The organism is Aeromonas sp. Y311-2 (assembly GCF_027706025.1).
Classification (GTDB): domain Bacteria; phylum Pseudomonadota; class Gammaproteobacteria; order Enterobacterales; family Aeromonadaceae; genus Aeromonas; species Aeromonas veronii.
Map to the genome: position 1 here is coordinate 248,912 of NZ_JAPDCL010000002.1, position 18,530 is coordinate 267,441.

The 18,530-nt window shown below is 58.5% G+C and carries 11 protein-coding genes and 3 tRNA genes; 5 read left to right on the forward strand and 9 right to left on the reverse strand.

Annotated elements, in window-relative coordinates:
* Positions 1-37: 37 nt before the first annotated feature.
* The 5 genes from OKC42_RS03130 to OKC42_RS03150 form a co-directional block, all read right to left on the reverse strand.
* On the reverse strand, positions 38-877 hold the full coding sequence (locus OKC42_RS03130; RefSeq protein ID WP_270819047.1) for an FTR1 family iron permease: 840 nt from the start codon (positions 875-877) through the stop codon (positions 38-40).
* A complete protein-coding gene (locus tag OKC42_RS03135; protein WP_270819048.1) occupies positions 877-3,870 on the reverse strand; it encodes a YncE family protein in 2,994 nt (997 codons plus the stop codon). The genes OKC42_RS03130 and OKC42_RS03135 overlap by 1 nt, the downstream gene beginning before the upstream one ends.
* A gap of 4 nt (positions 3,871-3,874) precedes the next feature.
* Positions 3,875-4,324 (reverse strand): hypothetical protein, encoded by a 450-nt coding sequence (locus tag OKC42_RS03140; protein WP_159158718.1) that lies wholly within the window; start codon positions 4,322-4,324, stop codon positions 3,875-3,877.
* 131 nt (positions 4,325-4,455) lie between these two features.
* Positions 4,456-4,941, reverse strand: a complete 486-nt coding sequence (locus tag OKC42_RS03145) for a YqhA family protein (protein ID WP_005333692.1) — start codon at positions 4,939-4,941, stop codon at positions 4,456-4,458.
* Between the two features lie 170 nt (positions 4,942-5,111).
* Entirely contained in the window at positions 5,112-10,310 is a 5,199-nt protein-coding gene (locus OKC42_RS03150) for a RecQ family ATP-dependent DNA helicase (RefSeq protein WP_270819049.1), read from the reverse strand.
* Positions 10,311-10,570: 260 nt separating this feature from the next.
* Between OKC42_RS03150 and OKC42_RS03155 the strand changes: the two genes are divergently transcribed.
* On the forward strand, positions 10,571-11,197 hold the full coding sequence (locus OKC42_RS03155) for a class I SAM-dependent methyltransferase (protein WP_270819050.1): 627 nt from the start codon (positions 10,571-10,573) through the stop codon (positions 11,195-11,197).
* Entirely contained in the window at positions 11,181-12,254 is a 1,074-nt protein-coding gene (locus OKC42_RS03160; protein ID WP_270819051.1) for an HNH endonuclease, read from the forward strand. Before OKC42_RS03155 ends, OKC42_RS03160 begins: the two co-directional genes overlap by 17 nt.
* A 44-nt stretch (positions 12,255-12,298) precedes the next feature.
* On the opposite strand, the gene OKC42_RS03165 is transcribed toward OKC42_RS03160, so the two are convergent.
* Both OKC42_RS03165 and OKC42_RS03170 read right to left on the reverse strand, forming a co-directional pair.
* Positions 12,299-12,374, reverse strand: a tRNA-Asn gene (locus OKC42_RS03165).
* Positions 12,375-12,378: 4 nt separating this feature from the next.
* A tRNA-Asn gene (locus OKC42_RS03170) sits at positions 12,379-12,454 on the reverse strand.
* A gap of 49 nt (positions 12,455-12,503) precedes the next feature.
* On the opposite strand from OKC42_RS03170, the gene OKC42_RS03175 reads away from it, so the two are divergent.
* From OKC42_RS03175 to OKC42_RS03185, 3 genes are all read left to right on the forward strand, one after another.
* On the forward strand, positions 12,504-12,782 hold the full coding sequence (locus OKC42_RS03175; protein WP_128821555.1) for a hypothetical protein: 279 nt from the start codon (positions 12,504-12,506) through the stop codon (positions 12,780-12,782).
* Between the two features lie 159 nt (positions 12,783-12,941).
* Positions 12,942-14,678 (forward strand): C4-dicarboxylic acid transporter DauA, encoded by a 1,737-nt coding sequence (gene dauA / locus OKC42_RS03180; RefSeq protein ID WP_204383407.1) that lies wholly within the window; start codon positions 12,942-12,944, stop codon positions 14,676-14,678.
* 183 nt (positions 14,679-14,861) lie between these two features.
* A tRNA-Ser gene (locus OKC42_RS03185) sits at positions 14,862-14,949 on the forward strand.
* A gap of 309 nt (positions 14,950-15,258) precedes the next feature.
* Here the strand turns inward: OKC42_RS03185 and OKC42_RS03190 are convergent.
* Both OKC42_RS03190 and mprF read right to left on the reverse strand, forming a co-directional pair.
* The gene (locus OKC42_RS03190) at positions 15,259-15,957 is read right to left on the reverse strand and encodes an AcvB/VirJ family lysyl-phosphatidylglycerol hydrolase (protein WP_120414448.1); all 699 of its coding nucleotides are present in this window, start codon (positions 15,955-15,957) and stop codon (positions 15,259-15,261) included.
* 11 nt (positions 15,958-15,968) lie between these two features.
* Entirely contained in the window at positions 15,969-18,518 is a 2,550-nt protein-coding gene (gene mprF, locus OKC42_RS03195; protein WP_270819052.1) for a bifunctional lysylphosphatidylglycerol flippase/synthetase MprF, read from the reverse strand.
* Between the last annotated feature and the right edge of the window lie 12 nt (positions 18,519-18,530).

An 18,530-nucleotide genomic window follows, 5' to 3' on the forward strand; every position in this document is an offset into this window, starting at 1 on the left:
GTTACCCCGTGCCCTTGTTGCTACAGGGCGTGCGGGCTCAGCCCTTGCTGGATGCGGCGCTCACCTGCGGGCGATAGCTGCGCTGCCAGAGGGTAACGAAGATCGCCAGATAGAGGGCCCAGGTCAGCAGCTGCAAGCCAGCGGGTGAGGCATTGTAGCCAAACAGGGCGCGCAGGAAGGTACCAAATACCCCCTGATCGTCGAGAATGTGGCTGATGTCGAACACCGGCGTGGTCCAGAAGGTGATGATATCTGCCGCCTGCAACATGTTGACGGCGGACGAGAGCAGACCTGCGGCAATGATGATGATAAGCAGGCCGGTCCAGCGGAAGAAGGGGGCCAGCGCCACCTTGCGGGTGGAGCGCAGCAGCCCCCACACCAGCGCGATGGAGACCAGCAGACCCGCCAGCGCGCCCATCAGGCCGGATTGCAGATCGACCCCTTGGCCGGAATAGAGCAGGGCGGAGAAGAAGAGCACGGTTTCAAACCCTTCGCGCATCACAGCAAGGAAGGCGAGCAGCACCAGACCAAACAGGTTGCCGCCATCGATGGCCGCATCGATACGCGCCGTCATGGCCCCTACCTGGGATTTGGCCTGCTTTTGCATCCAGATCGCCATATAGGTGAGCACCAGAGTGGCAAACATCAGGATCCCCGCCATCAACAGGTGGTTGTAGCGCTCGCTCTCGAACTGGCTCACCACCACCTGGAACAGGAAGGCGACCACAAGGGAGGCGACAAGGCCAAGCCCCACCCCCAGATAGATGAACTTGTTGTAGCGGCTCGCCCCCAGCTTGGCGAGGTAGGAGAGGCAGATGCCGACCAGCAGGAAGGCTTCCAGCCCCTCGCGCAGGGTAATCAGAAAACTTGCAAACATCAGGATTGAGGCTCCGTAGCGGGCGTGACGGGGAGAGGCTGCAAGGTCAGTTGCAACCGATTTAGCTGCACTATGGGTGGCTCCGGCAAGCTGGGCTCGGCGGCGCGCACCGCATCATTGACCCACTTGGGGTAGGTGCGGAAATTGAGTTTGATATCGGCCTTGAAGGGCCCTTGGGCATCTGCAGGCAGCGGCCAGGCTTCATCGCGCCAGCCATCGGCCGGAATGCGGGTATCTTCCAAGAGCTTGGCGTAACGCCAGAACTTGAGCCCTACCGGCTTGCCCTCGGCATCGCCGAACACTTTTCTAAACAGTCGCGCATCCTCAGGGACTGCACCATCCACCGGCTGGCCACTGGCAAGCACCACCTTGCCGCTGGCGTCGGTGACGGTCAGCTCCAGCCAGAGTTCACGAAAATCGGCTACCCCGGTGGGCAGGGCATGGCCTGCGCCGGTATTGGCGACCCGCACCACCAGTTGTTGGTTCTTATCTGCAGCCTGTTCGATACGGGCGGAGAGGGTAGCGCTGGAGCGCAGCAGCGCCAGACTCTCCTGTTCAAGGTCGGGGTTGCGCAGCCCCACCAGCTGGTGCTGGGCGCCGGTAAAGTTGTGGCGATAGAGCCGCGTTTTCATGGTGCCGTTTTCGGTGGACTTGCCCGCCACCGGCGCGCCGCCATTGCCCGGCTCCGGGTTCATATGGCAGTCGATACAGGTGCGCCGCTTGGCAGGATCCTCCGCGTTCGCGAAGCTGGATTTTTCCCACTCGTCCCAGGTGTTGACGATGTTGGCGCCGGTGCCGGGGGCAAACTCGTTGTGGCACGACTTGCACAGAGCCGCGTCGCGGTAGAAATCCTTCTGATAGGAGGCTTTGTGGGCTGCCGGACGGGCGTTGATCTGCCGCTCGGCCAGCCAGTGCTGGAGGCTGCCGCCCGCGGCATCCTCGAACACATAGCTCTCGCGGTCTTTCAGATTCACGGTAAAGGCGCTGTTGCCGCCCGCGTCTTCTACCTTGGAGATGCGATGACAGAGCACGCAGCCGGTCCCTTCCTCCACCACAGGTTCGCCCGCTTTGTGGGCGGCAATCAGCGAGGCGCCCCCCTGCTCGAACATGTGGGAGCCCTTGGGCAGATCCAGCTGGCCTGTCATCACCTGCTGAGGCATGTGGCAGCCCTGACACCACTGGCCGAACGCTTCCCCTTCGGTTTCGCGGGCCAGCGCCTGCACCACCTTGTAGTAGGGGTGGGAGTTGCCCATCAGCCGGTGGTTGCTCTCGCTCCAGTCCTTGAACGCCTGTTGGTGGCAGTTCTGGCAGGAGGCGGAGTTGAGCCACTCTTTCGGGTGAGTGGTCGGCGCCTTGGCGGGATCTGTGCGCGGGGCATCGAGCCGCAGCCAGTTGGCAAGATAGGGGAGGTTGCCATCGGCGGTGACGAAGGCGTGCAGATCTTCCATCATCGCCTTCACCTCGGGCTGAGGCTGGGCGGGGTCAACTGCCTCGGCCCCATCGCGGGTGTCATGGCCCATACCGCCCTGGGTCTGCTGGGTCATGCGCAGGTATTCGCCGACAAAATCCCCCGCCACCATGTTGGTGAGGTTGGCGTGGCCGTTGATGGCGTTGTCGCCGCTCTTCTGGCGATGGGCAGCCATCAGATAGCGGTTGGTGAAGTTGAACCCGTCCAGATGGCAGGAGTTGCAGCTCATCCAGTTGTCCCCCGCCATGGGGAAGCGTGAGTTGGCCGCTGTGTTACCAAGGTTGAATAGCCGCTCGCCGCGCTGAAGCGGTTCGGGGCGCGGATCCGTCTCTACCAGCTTGGTGAAGTGGGGCACATCGACGGTGACTCGGGCAAACGGGCCGCTGCCGCCGCTATTGAGGCGGGTGAGATCCTGTCCCATGGCGTTGTGCACCAGAATATGGTCACCGTCGATCAGCAGATCCCGCGGATTCTGGCCCGGCAGGTGGCGCAAGAGCTGGGTCGCCTTGGCGCCCCCCTGAAACTTCTTGCGGCGATGGCGGTTGTTGTTGGATTTGCCGCTGCGGGAGAGATCGAACACCAGCAGATCTTCCGAGCCAGCCAGGGTCAGATAGACTCGCTTGCCGTCGGCGGCGAAGCGCGCCGCAAACGGGTTGGAGACAATCTGGCTGCGGTTGCCGACGCTTGGCAGGTTGATCTGCAAAAAGAGCTGTTTTCTTTCATCGACCCGCTCTTTCTCCTCATCGAGATCGATGATGGAGACGGCAGGAAAGACGGTGCTCTGAAACTGGAAGGGGTGGCTGAAGCTCCACAGTACATGGGGCAGCCAGGCCTCGCTGCCATCGGAGGAGAGGGCGATGCCATCGAGCAGGCGCGGCAATCCCTGGGAGTCACTTGGTGTGTCGCTGTGGGTCTCGGCCAGGGTAATGAGCTTGGGCTTGGGAAGCGAAGATCCCTTGGCGCCGTGGCCAAGCTTGGCGAGATCATAGATGGCGAGCTGGCCTGTCATGGCGTGGGTGAGCAGCAGGCGATCGTTGTCGGTCAGGGCCAGCCCGCGCGGGGTCTCGGCGGTTTCTGCATCCAGCTTGAGGTTGCCCGCGGTGTCGTAGGCTTGCAGGCGAGCGGATTCGAACAGCGTGACCCAGAACCACTGCCGCTTGGCATCGAAGATGACCCCATAGGGGCGGTGGCCGGTGGGGATCGTCTTTTCCAGATCGAGATCATCATCCAGCAGCAGCAGGCGATCGCCGCTGTAGTCGGTGACCAGCAGGGTGCCATCATCGGCGCGGGCCAGCTGGCGCAGATCGCCCCCCAGCGGCACCTCTTTTAGGCGCTTGCCGCTATCGCGCTCAAGCAGGGTGACCGAGCCAGCGCTCAGGTTGGCGGTGACGAGGCGCGGGCTTTGCCCCTCCTCATAGGCAAGCATCCCGGCGCCCATCTGCTGGGCCAACGCAAAGGGGCTGGCCAGCAGCAGGACGAGGGCCAGCAGGGGTGACAAATATGCAGAGAACGATGACTTCAACATGGGATCAGGAGCGCCATTTCAAGATGGTCCAGCGCCAGGCGTGGCGCAGCACCAGAGGAGTTAACGCCAACGCGCTCAGCCAGTGGGCCCAGCTGGCGAGGTTGCCCATGGCATCGCCCGGGGTGCCGTGCAGCACCAGCAGCAGGCCGCTGGCCAGACAGATAAACAGCAAGGCTTCGATGATGCGGCCGGTGGTGCGCAAGAATGGCTTGCGGCTTTTGCTCAGCAGGCTGCGATGGGAGAGCCAGAAGGCGCCAAACAGCAGCGGAAACAGGGTGAGCGAGAGCATCACATGCAAAAACAGATTCCAGCGTGCCAGCGACCAGAGCGGGGTCAGCGGTTCCCACAGCAGCAGGCCGGAGAAGAACATCATATAGAGGGTGCCCTCGGCGGCCTGATGGTGGTAGGCCAGCCACTGCCAGAATTGTCGGGGTGAGAGAGAAAGGCTTGTCATAAAGGCTCCAGCACCCGGGCGGTGGGGCAGCCCGGGGGGACCAAGTTTATAACGCAGTAAGAGTAATGAAAAGTGTTATCAATTGTATTGCTGGTGAATCAAGGCTGAACAAGCACAGTGATCAAACTCGACTATTTATGCTCCGCCATCCGCTCGGTCACCGCATAGATGAGCGCGGCCAGCGAGAAGGCGAGAAACACCACCACGGACCACTTCATATCGACTTCATTGATGATGCCATCTTCGAGAAATGCCTTGAGCACCTCCACTCCGGCGATGGTCACCAGCGAGTTGATGACGATGAGCTTGAGGGAGGCAAAGTTGATCTTGCTAAGCCAGTTGCTGCTAAGGGAAGCGCGCTGCTCTTCCGTCTGGATAAATTGCACATAGCCACAGATAGCAACCAGGATCAGCATCTGGGCCACCAGTATAAAGTCCACCAGGGTCAGCACGCCGGTAATGAGATCCAGATAGGGGATCTCGAAAATGTTTACAGAAAGCTGATAGAGCTGCATGGCAAACTTCACCATCAGCAATACCACGCAGATGAGAATGCCAATGTAGAAGGGGAACATCATCAATCTGCTGCCATTGAGCATGAAATTGAATCGACGCATAAAAACTCCAAGGTAAGGGAAGCTGGGTGATTATGACCTGAATTGAGGCTATTGGCAGCGACGTGTCGTCAAGTCACCAAGCTTTCACTATCACCTACTGCAGTACTGGCACAGCTGGTGCTGCAAGTCGTGAAGGTCTATCCCGGTAGCATGGGGGCTACCAGTTTGGTTCATAACTCCAGCTCGATTATGGGGATCTCCCAACGTTCGCTGCGCATCTTGGGTTGATACTCATCCTTTTCCTGCTCTTTACGCCGCTCTACCAAGGCGATCACTCTGGCTTCGCGGATTGTATTCACATCGAATTTCCAGGTTTCTTCTCCCTGTAGGGAGAGGCGAGCGATCTTGTGACTGCGGTGATAGACATGGAGCCTGTCCTGTTTGTCGGGGGCAATGCGTACGGCATCGCCTACTTTCAACGCTCTCAGTTCATTGTGAATAGTCTGGCCTTCATCACTGTGACCCGCATATCCCAACACCAGTTGCGACATACCCATCATGGCGAAACGACGTTGTCTGTCCGGTCGGGTTGCGTTAGGTCTCTGCACGTAGCAGTGGGAGGCGATCAGTGGAATATGGGGATTACGTTGATCGTGGCGAGCCATGAGAACCAGCCTTTCGATAGCACGTGTCATCCCCACATAGAAGAGGCGCCGATCTTCTTCCAGGTTACTGGTCGATAGCTCCGCCGCGCGTTGCCAGCCGCCGTCGAGAAGTATCACATGGCGATACTCCTCCCCCTTAACCCCATGTACCGTACTTAACAATACCCCTTTACCGAAGCGGATCTGGCGCTTTTGCTCGCTCAAATACTCGTAGAGGAACATCAGGAAGTGGTGGGCAGAAAGAGCATGCTCTCCCTGGCTGGCTTGCCACTGAGCAATCAGATCGTGCAGTAGCTCCTCCCAACGGTTGGCCAGTGAGAGTGGAGGGAGAGGGGCTGCAAGTTGCTCCGCTGTCAGCAGGGCATGACCTTGCTGTTGTAGCCAATTCTGATAGCGCAAGATTTCACGGCAGCGATGCACAGGAAAACCGTTCTCTTTATCCAGAGTAAAACGATAGGGAATATCAGCATCTGCCAGTGCCGAGCGTACCCAGGCCAGTTCCTCCTTCTCCAGCCCATTACGGGCCAGCACGGCGATAGATTCCAGCGGGCAAGTGGGAGTCTTCTCACGGATAAGCGCGATATGTCTCACGACCTCGGCTGCCTGTTGGGCTGCATCCTGGCACTGCTGGATGATGACGCGACCCTGTGCTGTCTCCATCCCCTCCCAGTGTCCCCCAGCCACTTCCATCTTGCGCCTGTCGTCAATCTCGATGGGGTGTGTACGCTTCATGCGATCCTGATTGTGCTCAATCAGGTGGTTGGAGGTCTCGATGATGTGGGCGGTGGAACGATAGTTCCAGGTCAGGAAGTGAGTCTGGGCGTTGTAGTCTTGCTCGAAGCGGCGAATAAAGCTGACGTTCGCGTCGCGAAAGGCGTAGATCGATTGGTCATCATCACCCACAGCCATCAGATGCAGTCGGGCCTCCTCATCCTCTTCGCTTTTGCCCACCAGTGCCGCGATAAGCTGGTACTGTTGTTCATCAATGTCCTGATACTCGTCGACGAGCAGAAATTGCAGTCCACCGAGCAGCTTTTCCCGCTGCTCTTCCAATTCGAGACCGAGCTGGTTCTGCTCTCCCCGGAGCAGCTTGATAGCGTCATCAATGATGGTGGTAAAGTCGATATCGTCGGATGTCCGGTTTTGCACCGCATTGCCTGTCAGGCTCATCGCGAGACCGTGAAAGGTGAATACCGAGACCCGTGCTCCGTCACGCCCCAGCAACTCGGTCAGGCGTCGGCGCAGGGACATCGCCGCATTATGGTTGTAACAGAGCAACATGATCCGCGATGGGGAGATTTGCTTGACCCGCATCAGGTAGGCGCAGCGGTGGATAATCACCTTGCTCTTGCCTGAACCCGGGCCTGCCAGTACCAGCAAGTTTTGCTCGGGCGGTGCCTGAACGATCTGCTCCTGGGCACGGTTGTGAAGATCTTCGACAATGCGCTTCCAGGAGTGTTCGCTGGTCGCCAGCTCCAGGATTTTGTTGCGCCCTTTGAAGTAGTGACCGAGGAACTTGTCAGCTTCCATGGAGAAGTAGTCTGTCACCAGCTTTTTGGCTTTCTTGAAGTGTTCCAGGCTGATGCGGGCGTATTCATTCATCACATGGATCTGAATCACCTTCTGGCGATAGTGATGCTCAAGCGGCTGATAGTCTGCCTTGTTGTATTGTTGCTGCCGCTCAGCCGTCAGAGTGAGGGTCATGGCGCTTCGGAACACTGCAAGACCATTTTGCAGCACGATGGCGTGTTGCTCATGCAGGTAGAGCAGTGCCCGCTCTGCCCCTTTGAGCAACCACTCCTGCTGGCTGCTTGCCTCCCGCTTGTTCATGAGCTGAGCCACATCCATGTCTTCTCGCAGGTATTTGACCAGTTGCTCCAGGGCAAATGACAGCATCACCTGGCGCTGGACACTCTCTTCGCTGCTTGCCAACAGGGTGTAGAGAAAATCGAGGGTGGCGCCAGTGACGCGATGGCGTTGATCAATTGTCTGCTCAATCTGGGACCAGGTTCGGTTGAAGGTGAGTTGGTAAAGATCCCGAGAGAGATATTTGACATCAATGGAGCCTTTCTCGCCCCCCGAGCGACCATCCTGGGCCCAGCTGGTCAGCAAATTGCGCAGCAAGCCAGGGTTACACCGCTCATGCCCCAGATCTTTGATGGCCTGATTGACCAGTCGAATGTTAAAGATCAGCCCTTGCCCTGTATCAGGTTCGGGTTCTTTTTCACGCAAGGTGTCCAGCATCGCCTTTTCAATGCTGTGTACTTGCCCGCAGAGCACCCGGGCATTGTCTCTTCCTTTGGGGCGAAGCCAGGTAGTCAGTAACATCCCCTGAGAGAGAAGACCGACATCCGCCATCTGGGTGAGTACCCGCATCACTTCACTGGCCTGAACACCACTTCCTTTGTCTGCCATGTATTGGCCTGCCTCTTCGGCAATGGCATCGGCACTGAGACCATCATCATCGGCAGCACTCATCAGCGCCTGGATAACAGCTTGCCAGATGGCTTTGGCCTTGGGAGCCAGTTTCAGACTGTCTACCCTTTTCATTGCCTCTTCTGTGGAGGCAAACAGGGGACGACCCTGAAATACCTGAGTGATGTTGTCACTACGTTCCAGATAGCCCGCTCGTTCGAGCCAGGCAATAGCTGTCTTGACCTTGGTATCCGCATTGCTGTCATCGGCAGCGAAGCTGGTTTCCACCTCTGGCTGGTTGATAAGTTCTGCACTGGTGGCGACCAGTGGCAAGTTGTTATCCTGCTTGCCACCTTTGCTGGCCCTGAGCCTTATTCCGCGCAGGATCTGTTTGATATCGCGCAGGCTGACTTCACTCATGGCCTCGAGCTGGAACTGTTTCTCGATATCCTGTTCATCAAACAGCAGTACGCAGTGGGCTTGTGCTGTATCGCGGCCAGCTCGTCCCGCTTCCTGTAGATAGTTTTCGAGGGAGCCGGGGATATCGGCATGGATCACCAAACGCACATCATCCTTGTCGATCCCCATCCCGAAGGCATTGGTCGCGCAGATGACCCGGATCTCGCCATTGATAAATTGTTCGAGGGTGGTTTTCTTCTGGGCACTGTCCATGCGGGCGTAAAAGCGTGAGACAGGGAGGGATTGTTGCTGACCGAGGAAATCGGCCAGCTCGTCCACGCTGCGCTTCGTTGCGCAGTAGATAACGCAGGATCCAGGCTTTTCCTCACCAAAGAACTGCTCGAGCAGGTTAAGGATATGGCCCTGTTTATTGAGGCCGGGACACTCAACGACGGCATATTCGAGGTTGGTACGTTCAACCCCGCCTTCCAGTCTGAGAAGAGGTCGGGGCTGTTTATCGAGAAACTGGGCGCAAATATCCTCAATCACATCCGGTTTGGCGGTCGCGGTATAGCAGAAGACAGGAGGCATGGGGACCTGCTGTTCCTTGGCAATTGTGGCGATGGCCTTGGCGCAGTAGAGATAGTCAGGGCGAAAATCATGTCCCCATTTCGACAGGCAGTGCGCTTCGTCAAATACCCAGCCACCGATTTGACGTTGTCGTATTGCTTGTTTGACTGTGCGGTTGCGCAACTGCTCGGGGGAGATATAGAGCAAGGCGATATCCCCCATGCGGATCTGTTCAAGAATCGCGCCTCGCTCTGGTAGCGTCAGCAGCCCCGAGATAGCGGCAACCCCTTCAATACCGGCCTTGTGTTTAAGGTTGTCCACCTGATCCTTCATCAGTGCCTGCAGAGGGGAGATCACCACAGTTAGCGCACCACTGCGCTGGTTGCGCACCAGTGCCGGGAGCTGGTAGCAGAGCGACTTGCCGCCGCTGGTAGGGAGTATGCCGAGCAGTGCGACGCCAGCCATGGCCTCCTCGATCAAGGTCTTCTGCAATGGTGTCCCATCAGGCAGGTTGCGAAAGTTGTCGAGCTCGAAAATTCGCTGCAGATGGCGGCGTGCGTCGTGGTTCTCCTGACAATAGCTGCAGTCAGCATGACCGCAGTGACGTTCACGAACTGTGTGAATGATTTCTGCGGTCTGGGGGAAGCGGCGCCAAATCCAGGGGGGCAGCACAGAGTTGCCGCCGGAAACGGGCAACCAGGCGCAGGCATAAGCCAACGGTAACAGCAGCATAGGTTGACGCAGGGCATCGCCAATCACTCGGTTGAGCTGATTGGGGCAAGCCTTCTCATGGGCAATGCTCTTGATCAGGGTGGGTAGCTCGGAGACCCTTACTGGAGGACGGCCCGTAAGCCTTGCAAACACCAGTGACAGACCCTGAGTGTTAAATTGCGCCATGACTCCCTGGTCGAACAGATATTGATAAAGCTGCAATTGGGACAGGGGTAAGGCTTGTAGTGCTATCAGCTGTTCCGAGAAAATCTGCAATGCGAGCCTTGCATCCGCGACCGGATCATTGAGGGTATCCCGAACCAGTTTGTAATCCTTGACCAAGCGGTGATAGGGGTTTTTGGGAAAGGCAAGGGGAGATAGATAGAGGGTATCTATTACCGGCTTTTCGAGAAGTAACTGAGGGCGTACAGCCTGTTTGGCCAACCAAGGGAGATCAAAATCGAGAATATTGTGACCAAGGATCACATCCGCCCCTTGTGCCAGCGCATTTAACTCCTTGAGTGCGAGATCCTGCGGGCCCTTGAGATTGAGTTCACGACCAGCCAGGAGCGCCCCCAGATGACGGAGTTTTTCGTCCCGGGTCAGTTCAAGGTCAAAGGAAAGAATCTTGTCATCCCCAAACAGGGTCACGACATCAGTCGAGTTCATTAATAGCCATCTCCATCTGGCGTTGACCTCTCATGGCGATAATAAGTGCCAAGAGATCAGTGAGTTGGCCGAATATTACCCGAAATGTTGAATGATGGCATCATTCAGAGCCCTCTGGCCGCGGTTCTTTTGGCGGACACCCGGTTTTGTAAATGCCGCTGCCCGATTAATCGTTCATGTTGGGAAAGTGTCATTCTAGCCATGGCCAACTAACTGATCTTGTGAGATTATTTTACTTCCTTCTCCGTTCGGAACGCATTGTGTCCCTCGACTACTACCAGTGCCATGCCACCGAATTGGCGACTCGTTACCAACAGGTATCTGCGCGCGCCGTTCACGGCGACTGGCTCACACTGCTGGAGCCTTGGCTCCTTGCTGCACCGCGCAGGTTACTCGATGTAGGGGCCGGCAGTGGTCGTGATGCCGCGTTTTTAGCGGGGCTCCATCAGGGCAACATGGTGGTCGCTGTCGAGCCATGTCAGGCACTTGTTGCGCAGGGGCAATGTCATACCTGTGAGGCTGCGGTGGCGTGGGTCAATGATGCTATGCCGGCTCTCTCTCGCGTGACCGGTACTTTTGATCTGATTTTGCTCAGTGCTGTCTGGATGCATCTACCCCCGGAGTCTCGTCCCTTGGCGCTGGCACGTCTTCATGAGCTGCTCTCACCAGATGGTTATCTGGTACTGAGTCTTCGTCTGGTTATCTCGGAGCAGGAGATGCGGGAGCGAGCCATGTATCCGGTAGCTGTCGATGAGGTGGAGCGGCTTGCATTGGAGGAGGGGATGACACTGCTCCATGTGTCAGAACCACAGGAGGATGCCTTGGCGCGTAGCGGCTTGAGTTGGCAGAGTCTGATCCTTGGGGGTGAACATGCACGCCTCCCCTGAGCAACAACTCGCTTTTATTGCCTATCTGCAACGCATCTTTACCGAAGGCGATTTTGTGGCCACTTACAAGTGCGCCTTGCTCCACGGGATTGCAGATATCGCGATTGAGCGCAGTACCGAGACCCATGATCTGACTGCGGCGCGCACTATTACGCTGGACGAACTGGCCACCAAGTTTGTGGAGCTTTATTGGCAGCACAGTCTGCCCTACTCGGCGACGGGAGAAACGGCTACCTTGCTCAAACAGAGCAGCGGTCGTCAGGTCATCATGCTGACGGAGTTGTCGCGGCTGCGTGAAGAGGGTGTCCGCTCGGTGACTGCACTGCGTCGTCACGACGCCTGGCGGCCTCTTCTTGCCCGAGTTCGGCGCATCCTTGTTGAGGGACCCTTGTGGCGTCTGCAGATCCTGGGTGGGCGAGAGGAGTGCCACCTCTATCCGCACCAAAGGGGCGCGGATCATATCTGCCTTAACCCCGGCATTCTCTACTGTCTCCACCGCTTTTACGATCTGGTGGTCTCCCTCTCCCGACAGCATTGGTTACAGCTTATCTGCGACATCAAGGGTAATCAGCCACTGATTGGCCCCAGTGTGGGGTTGGAGAATTTTCTATTTGGTTCAAGCCGTCAGGCGCTGGGGCGAGTAGGAGAGGTATTGAGGGACTTGCAGGGGGGAACCTGTTTTTACTGTAACAAGGCGATACACGGGAGTGGTGAGGTAGACCATTTCATCCCCTGGCGTCGTTATCCAATCGATTTGGGTCACAACTTCGTACTGGCACACGCCAACTGTAATCGGAGCAAACGGGATTTTCTTGCCGCTCCCGAGCACAGGGATGCTTGGTACGAGCAGAATATCCTGACCCATGGGGCGTACCTCACGGACGAGCTGGCCCCTCTGGTCAGCGTCGATGCCGAGCGTTCTACTGCCATCGCTACTTGGGCCTATCAGCAAGCACTCCGTGAGCATGCTCGGTTGTGGCGTGGTATTGACCTGTTTGTGGACGTGACAGCCCCCAGTGTGGGGATGAGTAATCCAGGCTTCTCTAGGCTCTTCTGAGGCAGATACGAAAAAGCCCAGCCAAAAGGCTGGGCTTTAGAATTTGGCTCCCTCGACAGGACTTGAACCTGTGACATACGGATTAACAGTCCGCCGTTCTACCGACTGAACTACGAGGGAAAAGTGGCTCCTCCTACTGGACTTGAACCAGTGACATACGGATTAACAGTCCGCCGTTCTACCGACTGAACTAAGGAGGAATTGCCTGTCTCGTCAAGACGGGGCGAATATTAATGACCAGGGCGGCGGGTGTCAACCCGCGAATTTCCCGAAAACCGGATTTTCGGACTGTTTGCCCAAAAGTTGCGCTTTGCGGTTTATTTTCAGCACAATCAGTCCCTTGCCATCGCTCCCCCCAACCGGCGCAGGGGGCATTGGTTCGGTTCGCATCAACCTGATGATGACAGCATGATGTCGCGAACGTGCTGGCAACTCGATGAGGCTCAAATGGTAATCTTTGTGGCAAAAAGGGGGAGAGCAGGAGCCAAGATCGGCGATTTGGCGGCAAATAGGCCAAATAATGGGTGAGCGCGCGTTTCATTGATCCTGCCCATCGAAAAAATGGCCCGTCTGGAGTAAGGTTACGCAGGATACCATCGCCGCGTCGACAGCCCTGCCGGCCCTTGATGATGATCGGGCGCCGGATCTCTCCGGCCTTTATCTCCCTCTTCTGGTATTACGATATACATGCACAAGCAAGCCTCTTTAAATAGCGTGAAGCTCGCCATAGCCTTACGCCAGTCCTGTATTGATGAACCCTACAGCATGGCCCGCTTCGGCCGTGATCTTATCGCCGGTGTGACGGTGGGCATCATCGCCATCCCGCTCGCCATGGCACTGGCCATCGCCAGCGGTGTACCGCCGCAACACGGTCTCTATACCGCCATCATTGCCGGTATCGTGATCGCAGTGACCGGTGGCTCCCGCTACTCCATCTCCGGCCCGACCGCTGCCTTTGTGGTGATCCTCTATCCGGTCGCCCAGCAGTTCGGGGTCGGTGGTCTGTTGATGGCAACGCTCATCTCCGGCCTCTTTCTGGTGGCGATGGGGATGGCCCGTCTTGGCCGCCTTATCGAGTACATTCCCCCGTCAGTGACGCTGGGCTTTACCGGTGGTATCGCCATCGTGATCGCCACCTTGCAGATCAAGGACTTCTTCGGCCTGAGCGTGCCCGAGATGCCGGAAACCTATCTGGGCAAGGTCGAGGCGCTGGCCGCCGCCCTGCCAAGCTGGCAGTGGGGCGATACCCTGGTGGGGGTCGCAACGCTGGCCGTGCTGCTACTCTGGCCGCGCCTGCGTCTGCCTGTGCCCGGCCACTTGCCCGCGGTGCTGGTCGGGGTAGGTCTGGGTTTTGGCCTCCATTACTTCGGGGTGGATGTGGCCACCATCGGCAGCAAGTTCAGCTATACCCTGGCCGATGGCACTCAAGGGATGGGGATCCCGCCCATCGCACCGACCCTGGTGATGCCCTGGGCCTTGCCCGGACCGGATGGCTTGCCAGTTGAATGGAACCTGGCGGCTGTTGAGCGGCTGCTGCCTGCCGCCTTCTCCATGGCGATGCTGGGGGCGATCGAATCGCTGCTCTGCGCCGTGGTACTCGATGGGATGACCGGTCGCAAACACAGCTCCAACGCCGAACTGGTGGGGCAGGGGCTTGGCAACATCTTCGCCCCCTTCTTTGGCGGTATTACCGCTACCGCAGCCATCGCCCGCTCTGCCGCCAACGTGCGTGCCGGCGCTACGTCCCCCGTCTCGGGGATCGTCCATGCGCTGGTGGTGCTGGCCGCCATTCTGGTGCTGGCCCCTTGGCTCTCCTGGTTGCCGCTCTCGGCCATGGCTGCCTTGCTGCTCATCGTGGCCTGGAACATGAGTGAAGCGCACAAGGTGGTGGAGCTGATCCGTCGCGCGCCCAAATCCGATGTGCTGGTACTGCTGGTCTGCCTGTCGCTCACCGTCATTTTCGACATGGTCATCGCCATCACTTTCGGGGTGATCCTGGCTTCCCTGCTCTTTATGCGCGAAATCGCCAAGATGACCAAACTGCATGATTTGGCCGAGCACAAGCGCTATGCCCATGAGGTGCCGGACAACGGCCTGCTCTACAAGATCAACGGCCCGCTCTTCTTCGCAGCGGCCGAACGGGTCTTTGCCGAGCTGGAATCACAAGTGAAAGGACACAAGGTGCTGGTGTTGCAGATGGAGGCGGTTTCCATCCTCGATGCGGGCGGCCTGTCTGCCTTCCTCCACTTTGGCAAGCAGATGGCTAAAGCCGGTGTCGAGTTGCGGGTGGCCGAGTTGCAGTTCCAACCGCTCAAGACCCTGGCCCGTGCCAAGGTGCGGCCGCAGCCCGGCAAGCTGGAATTTTACGGCTCGCTGGAAGAGGCGCTCAAAGGTGAACATTTGCACGAAGCGGCAGTAAATTGATTGAAAGGGATACGAAACGGCATATTTTTGGTCACTTGGTTCGGATATTGAGCAAACGAACGCAAAAAGTAAAAAATTGCATTGACCAAAAGCCATCGTATCCCTTACATTACGCCCCGTCGCCGCGGCATGGTCCGCCAGCGAATGTGCAGCTCAAGCACATAAAGCAGTGAGCAAAAATTTGGTGAGGTGTCCGAGTGGCTGAAGGAGCACGCCTGGAAAGTGTGTATACGGCAACGTATCGAGGGTTCGAATCCCTCCCTCACCGCCAAATTGCAAAGCCCTGATGGAAACATCAGGGCTTTTGTTTTATGACGCAATCCCGAGCGGTTGTCAGCATAGGACTGCAAATCCTCATTGTTGATAGCCCAGCATCTGGCTGAGCCGATTGGCCAATTGGAGTGAACAGCCGCAGTGATCTTGCTGCCGAACCCAAGCCTAATCCTGTCAAACTTGCTGTCGAATTCAGTTAAAGGGCCTCTCGCAAGAGAGGCCCTTTTTATTGCTCGCTGATTTGCCCTGCTCGGTACTTAAAAGGCATTCCGTGGTGATACCGGTTAATGCTCTACAGGCTGCTGATTCAGGGCACGTTCAGCTGCTTGGTGATGGCCTGATAGAGCTGGGGGTAGTTATCGTCAAAATGGTGTCCTCCCGGTAGGGTGATGCTGGTGACATTGGGTTGGTTGAGACGGGGGCAGAGGCGGTCGCCGTCATCGTCATCGGCTCCTTGCAGGCAGAGCATCGGCAGATCCCGGATGGTCTTCACCTGCGGCTCGGTCGGGTAGCTGCGGGCCTTGTGGGTCAGCATGTCGCTGACATGGATCTCGAAGTCCGAGCTGGTAGAGGGGGAGAGCATCACGGCCCCGACCAGCCCCTGACGATAGTGCTCCGGCAACCGGTTGATGACGAAGGGGGCAATCTCTGCACCAAACGAGAAACCGACCAGCAGCCAGCGGGGGCGCTGCCAGCGGGCCTGATAATCGTCGAGGATCCGCTCCAGATCGGCGGTCACCTGCTCCGGGTTTTTTTTCTTCCAGTAGTAGGTGAGGGAGCTCCAGCCCACGACCGGCATGCCGTGCAGCTGAAACTGGGTGCTCAACCCCTTGTCGAGGGCTGCCCAGCCACCATCGCCGCTGAGAAAGATCACCATGGGGGCGTCGGAGGGCTGCTTGACCGGCAGCTCAATCAGGCTCAGGTCATCCTTGACCGGGGCGGCGTGCGCCGCAAAAGATGAAACGGGCAGTACGAGACTGAGTAACAGCAATATCAAGGCTCTCATTGGCCATGCTCCTATTTCTTGATCAGCCCCAACGGGCCGCGGCTAATCAGGGTGATCAGGTGAGTCAGGGTTCTGGGCAGTACCAGCTTGCTGCTGCAGAGCAGGTAGCGGGGTTCCCAGCGGGGCGAAAATTTTTCCTTGTAGCGTCTGAGCCCCTGAAAGTTGTAAAAACGGCTGCCACGCACAAATAGGGTATTGCTAAGGCGGGCCCAATAGCTGTTGAGCGGATGATCGTTGAAGCCGGACATGGGGGCCATCCCCAGATTGAAGCTGGCGTACCCCTGCGCCTTACCCCACAGCAGCAGCTCGACAAAGAGAAAATCCATGATGGGGGCGGTGCCGGTATCCAGGCTGTAGCGCATCAGATCGATGGAGAGGGTCTCCTTGTTGTCGCTCACCCAGAGGTTGGCAAAGCCGACAATCTGCCCCTCGTGCCACACCAGCGCAGCCGGGCTCAAGGTCAGGTAGTCAGGCTCGAAGCGGCCGACCGAGAAGCCCTTCTCCTTGCCCATCTTGCTCTGCAGCCAGGTATCGGAGACGGTCTGCAATCTGGGCAGCAGGGGGGCCACGGCACTTGCCTCGACCACCTCGAAGGTCAACCCTTCCCGCTTGCCCTTGGCGTGGCTCTGGCGCAGGTTGCGCAGCCGGCTGCCCGCCAGATCGAAGGTGGCCAGATCGACCATCGCCTCTTCACCGAGCTTGAAGGGGATCAGCCCCAGCTCCAGATAGAGCGGAAGATAGCGGGCCGAGACCTGATAAAAGACCGGGTTGGCGTCGTGCTCGTCGCACCGCTCGCGAAATTGCCAGAGCAGCTCTTCGATCTGATCGGGGCGGCCGACCGGATCCCCCATCACAATCCAGCTGTTGCCCTCGATGCCATACATCAGGAAGGCGTCGCCGGCGGGGTGGAACAGCAGGGACTTGTCCTGCAGCTGGGCCAGATAGCCGTGGATCCCCCCTTCGCGCACCACCAGCTCGTGAGCGCGCGCCAGCGTCTCCTTGTCCGGTTTTTCACCGACCATGCGCAGCGGCGCAAGCAGCTGGGCAACCCCGGCCACGGCCAGCACGGCCACCACGCTCCCCATGGCGCGCAGGCCGCGGGCAGCCCCGCCGTGGGGCGAGAAGTGGAACCAGAGGGCGTGGTCATACTCCACCTGACGGTAGGAGAAGAGCAGCAGCCACAGCGCTCCCAGCAACACGGCGCCGACTGAAATGAGCCAGCCTGGGGTGTACTGGGGATAGAGCAGCGACCCCTTGCGATAGAAGAGGGAGCGGCAGGGGGTCATGATGAGTAGAAAGCTGCCAAGCAGCAGGGCTGACTCCCAGTCCCCCCCCTTGAGCAGGGAGAAGGCGATACCCAGAGCCAGCAGCAGCTGGGTGATGCGAAACGCGGCGTCGTGACGGCGATAGAGGCTGCGCGCCAGCAGGATCAGGAGGATACCGCTCACGCTGCCGAGCACGTGGGAGAGCTCCAGTAGGTGGAGAGGCAACACCTGCAGCCACACTTCGATGTGGCTGCGCATGGTCGGGATCATGCCCGAGCAGAGCAGCAGGCTGCCGGCGGCGAAGGTACCGACGCTGATAAGGGCGGGCAGAAACTCCTGAATGGCGCTCATGATCCCCTGCAACCGCTGCCAGCGAGCCTTCTGTTGCAACATCTCCTGACTGGTAAAGAGCAGCAGGGCGCAGAGGAAAGGCAGCACGTAATAGATACACCGGTAGAGCAGCAGCGAGGCTAGCAGCTTGTCGGCCGGCAGGTAGTTGGCCAACAGCAGGCTCATGCTCGCTTCGAACACGCCGATCCCACCCGGCACGTGGGCCAGTACCCCGAGGAAGCTGGCCAGCACGAAGGCACTGAGCAGCACGGGGTAGGGGACACTATCGGCAGGCAACAGCACAAACAGCACTGCGGCGGCGGCCATCCAGTCGGCCAGCGCGGCCAACAGTTGCAACAGACGTATCCGAAAGCCCGGCAGGGTCAGGGTGTGTATTCGCCAGGAGAGACGTGGGGCGGGCCAGCAGAGGTAGCAGGCCACCAACAGCAGCGCCATGACGCCCGCTAGCCTGAGCAGGGTATCTGCCCATTGCGGCCAGTCAGGCAGCAACTGTGATACATCGCAGGTCAGTAGGGCGCCACCTCCCCACGCCAACAGGCCGAGGAAAAAGGTGATGGAGCAGAACAGCACCACGCGGGCCACTTCTCCGGTGGCGAGCCCCAGTGCAGAGTAGAGGCGATAGCGTACCGAGGTGCCGGTCAGCAGGGCAAATCCCAGGGTGTTGGAGAAGGTGTAGGCGATAAAGGAGGTGATGCTGACCTGTTGCCAGGGAAGGCGCTTGCCCAGCGCATGGAGCGCCAGCATGTCATAGCTGCAGAGGCAACCATAACTGAGCAGGGTCAGCAACAGGGCGCCCGCCAGTCGCGGCAGGGGTTGGGACCAGATGGCCACACGAATATCGTGCCAGTGCCATGCCTGAGTCAGGTGATACAGCACGGTCAGTGCGGTGCCGAGCAGCAGCAAGCTGCACACGGGGCCGAGCCATTTAAGCAGATGACGCCACATGCCATGTTCCTG

Excerpts from the sequence above, each read along its gene's own strand:
- OKC42_RS03130 (WP_270819047.1), bottom strand. The coding sequence starts at position 877 with ATGTTTGCAAGTTTTCTGATTACCCTGCGCGAGGGGCTGGAAGCCTTC.
- OKC42_RS03135 (WP_270819048.1), bottom strand. The coding sequence starts at position 3,870 with ATGTTGAAGTCATCGTTCTCTGCATATTTGTCACCCCTGCTGGCCCTC.
- OKC42_RS03140 (WP_159158718.1), bottom strand. The coding sequence starts at position 4,324 with ATGACAAGCCTTTCTCTCTCACCCCGACAATTCTGGCAGTGGCTGGCC.
- OKC42_RS03145 (WP_005333692.1), bottom strand. The coding sequence starts at position 4,941 with ATGCGTCGATTCAATTTCATGCTCAATGGCAGCAGATTGATGATGTTC.
- OKC42_RS03150 (WP_270819049.1), bottom strand. The coding sequence starts at position 10,310 with ATGAACTCGACTGATGTCGTGACCCTGTTTGGGGATGACAAGATTCTT.
- OKC42_RS03160 (WP_270819051.1), top strand. The coding sequence starts at position 11,181 with ATGCACGCCTCCCCTGAGCAACAACTCGCTTTTATTGCCTATCTGCAA.
- dauA (WP_204383407.1), top strand. The coding sequence starts at position 12,942 with ATGCACAAGCAAGCCTCTTTAAATAGCGTGAAGCTCGCCATAGCCTTA.
- OKC42_RS03190 (WP_120414448.1), bottom strand. The coding sequence starts at position 15,957 with ATGAGAGCCTTGATATTGCTGTTACTCAGTCTCGTACTGCCCGTTTCA.
- mprF (WP_270819052.1), bottom strand. The coding sequence starts at position 18,518 with ATGTGGCGTCATCTGCTTAAATGGCTCGGCCCCGTGTGCAGCTTGCTG.